The organism is Infirmifilum sp. (assembly GCF_049970975.1).
Taxonomy (GTDB): domain Archaea; phylum Thermoproteota; class Thermoprotei; order Thermofilales; family Thermofilaceae; genus Thermofilum; species Thermofilum uzonense.
Genome location: NZ_JBMFLX010000153.1, coordinates 1 through 2,827 on the forward strand (window position 1 = coordinate 1; position 2,827 = coordinate 2,827).

General features: G+C 47.2%; 3 protein-coding genes. 2 read left to right on the forward strand and 1 reads right to left on the reverse strand.

Annotated elements, in window-relative coordinates; genetic code table 11:
- Positions 1–157, forward strand: a 157-nt coding sequence (locus tag ACP5KC_RS09870) for a dihydrodipicolinate synthase family protein (protein WP_428287459.1), incomplete at its 5' end; no start/stop codon positions are given.
- 93 nt (positions 158–250) lie between these two features.
- On the forward strand, positions 251–2,383 hold the full coding sequence (locus ACP5KC_RS09875) for a glycoside hydrolase family 113 (protein WP_428287457.1): 2,133 nt from the start codon (positions 251–253) through the stop codon (positions 2,381–2,383).
- A gap of 160 nt (positions 2,384–2,543) precedes the next feature.
- On the opposite strand, the gene ACP5KC_RS09880 is transcribed toward ACP5KC_RS09875, so the two are convergent.
- A partial coding sequence (locus tag ACP5KC_RS09880) for a hypothetical protein (protein ID WP_428287458.1) occupies positions 2,544–2,827 on the reverse strand: 284 nt, incomplete at its 5' end.

The window sequence follows — 2,827 nt, forward strand, 5'->3', positions numbered from 1 at the left end:
CGACTATGCAACATCTTTCCCGACCTCTGTGAAGACTCTTCTAGAGGTGCTTGGAGCTCCTGTAAAGCCGTATGCTCGGAGCCCCCTGACACCTGAGAGCAACGATGTTAAACAGAAGATTGCCCAGGTAGCAAAAGAGTTAGGACTTAAAATTTAGTTTTTCTCTTTTTCCATCCCCTATATCTTCCAAGGAGGATGTCTAGTAGGAAATACTAACCTTAATTAAGGTAAAGCCACTACCCCTATGTGGATGGCTCTAAAAGGAATCAAGACTGAGAGAGACTATACGGCCACGAGTAATATCGAAGAATTTTCCATGAAAGCAAATACTACTTTTTCCTTTCTACGCCCCACTTTAACCCTTATACTCGTCGCCGCTATAACAGCCTCCTTGTTTCAAGTATACGGTCAGCCCGCGGTAGAATATCATAGCATTAAGGCTCCTAAAAAGCTCCTCATATACTACGGTTATCCGAGTCTATTCAACGGCAGCGAGAACATAGATGAGGCTGTAAGCCTCTTCAACAAGTATGACATAGTTGTCCTGGGAGACGGCCTCGAGTGGGAGAACCACACGGAGCACGAGAACACGATAAAGCTTGTGAAGAAGTCGAAAGCTGTGTTCTATGGCTACTTAGTCGCGGCACAACCAATAGAAGCCGCTAGGCATGCAATAGACGCCTGGGCTGCAACGGGGGTTCAAGGCGTATTTCTAGACGAGTTTGGCTTCGACTATATTATCCCGAAGATTGCTCATAGCGCAGAGGAGGCGAGGAGACATCAAAAAGAGCTGTTAGATTATGCTCGATCCAAGGGTCTTATGATAGCTGTTAACTTTTGGTTCCCCGAGGATGCATTCCGGGAGGTCGGAGGGATAAAGCTTAACCTTACAAACGTGGCCGTAACAGTGGAGCACGCGATCTACGGCTTTGGGGAAAAGAAGGAGGAATACATAAGGCACTACTACGCCATGGTTGCTGGTGCACGAGCCGCGGGTTCACAGGTATGGTGTATCGTGTCGACAAGCGCGAAAACCTCGTATGAAAACAAGCTCATCGGTTATGATGCACTCACATACATATTCAGGGACTGCGACGCCGTAGCTATTCAAGAGGACTACGCCGAGGACAGTAATGTCTTCTACTCCTTCGCCGAAGCCCCCCGATGCAGCCCTATCTTCAAAGGGGTAAACGTGCCCTTGTGGCCTGGTCTCTCACTTTCTCTGCTGTCGAGTCTCCTTGAAAGACTCCACGAGATAGGCTTCAACGCTGTCCAGTTCACAGTTTATTACGAAATGCCTTCACCTAAATACAGCATAGTAATACCCTCAACCGCTACAGTCACGGACGATTTCCTACGCGAATCTATCAGGACTGCCAGGAAAATAGGCTTAAAGGTCTTCCTAAGGATAGGTCTAATAGTGCAGGGAAGCTGGCCAGGAGAGGTTCAGCCCTCTGACCCCGAGACATGGTTTAAAAGTTATAGAGAATTCGCTCTGAAATATGCAGGGCTAGCCGAGGAGGAAAAGGTTGACGCATTTGTCATAGGCACGGAGCTTACGCTCGTCCAGAACAATCCCCGATGGAGGAGCATAGTAAAGGAGGTAAGAGAAATATTCTACGGCCCAATATCATATTCAGCAAACTGGGGCTCAGAGGCCACCATCTTCACAGATATGTTAGACTTCATAGGTGTTGATGCGTATTACCCGATACTTAACTCCTCCTCGTGGGACTACATACACTCCACACGTATAGCCCCGTTGATGTACGTTTACGGTAAACCAGTAGTATTCCTGGAGATAGGCTATAGAAGCGTGTCTAACGCCGGTCTAAGACCTTGGGACTGGGAAATGAAAGGATACCTCGACGAAGAGCTGCAAGCAAAGCTATGGGAGATATTCTTTACGAGTGAGTATAAGCGGCTATGCGGCTTCTTCCACTGGGGTGAAGCCGTCTGGCTTGAGGGACCTACAGGCTATTCAATTCTGGGAAAGAAGGCTCAAGGTGTTTTTGAGAATTACCTATCACTTGGAGAAAAAACTCAGAATTCCTCTCCCAGGCAGGTCACGCAATGTAATTGTGCACAGCTGACAGAGGAGTTACAAAACTGTTGCTCTCAGTACAACATATGCACCCAGAACCTTTCACAGGCTATGGACATACTTAACCAAACCAGAATGAACTGTTCAGCCATCATAACGGAGCTGCATAAAGAAAACCGTGATCTAAAGAACCAAGTAGAAGAGCTCAAGGAGAAAATCGTCGATTTAGAAAAACAATTTAACTTCGCAATCCTGGTCTCTATCGCGTCTATATCCCTTCTAACAATTGTTGTACTACGCCTTTTTCAGAAAACAAAAGGCCTGGTGAGACCTAGCTAAGGACCTTAAAGTACAGCCTTCAAGATAAAGCTCCGGGGATAAACTGTATATTTTTAATATCATGCTGAGATGATGCTGAACAAAATTCGTCATACACGTAGTAGGAAATTAATACCCCTAATTTCGACATAAAAACGGGCTGGGGGAGAGGAGGGCAACCTCACCCGGGGTAGTGGGCTAGAGAGCACAACCCTCCCAGCCCCAGCACTACTTCCCCCTCTTTATAATCTTGGAGGAAGATACTGTATGTCCTTTCCGCTTCCCATTCCTCAAGAAAACCTTCAGTCCTAGTTGAGAGTTCTCCAAGCTCGCTAAGCGTTGCTTCGATGCCGCAGAGTGCTTTCCCTTGGTCTGGCAGGGTTTCCACGTATACCCTGAAAGCGGCTATGCTTGCGCACGTGTACCTCCTCGATCTCCTCGCTAATCGCCTGGTATGCCCTCCTT

What these genes read in the sequence shown, in the direction of transcription:
- ACP5KC_RS09875 (WP_428287457.1), top strand. Translation starts at nt 251, where the DNA reads ATGGCTCTAAAAGGAATCAAGACTGAGAGAGACTATACGGCCACGAGT.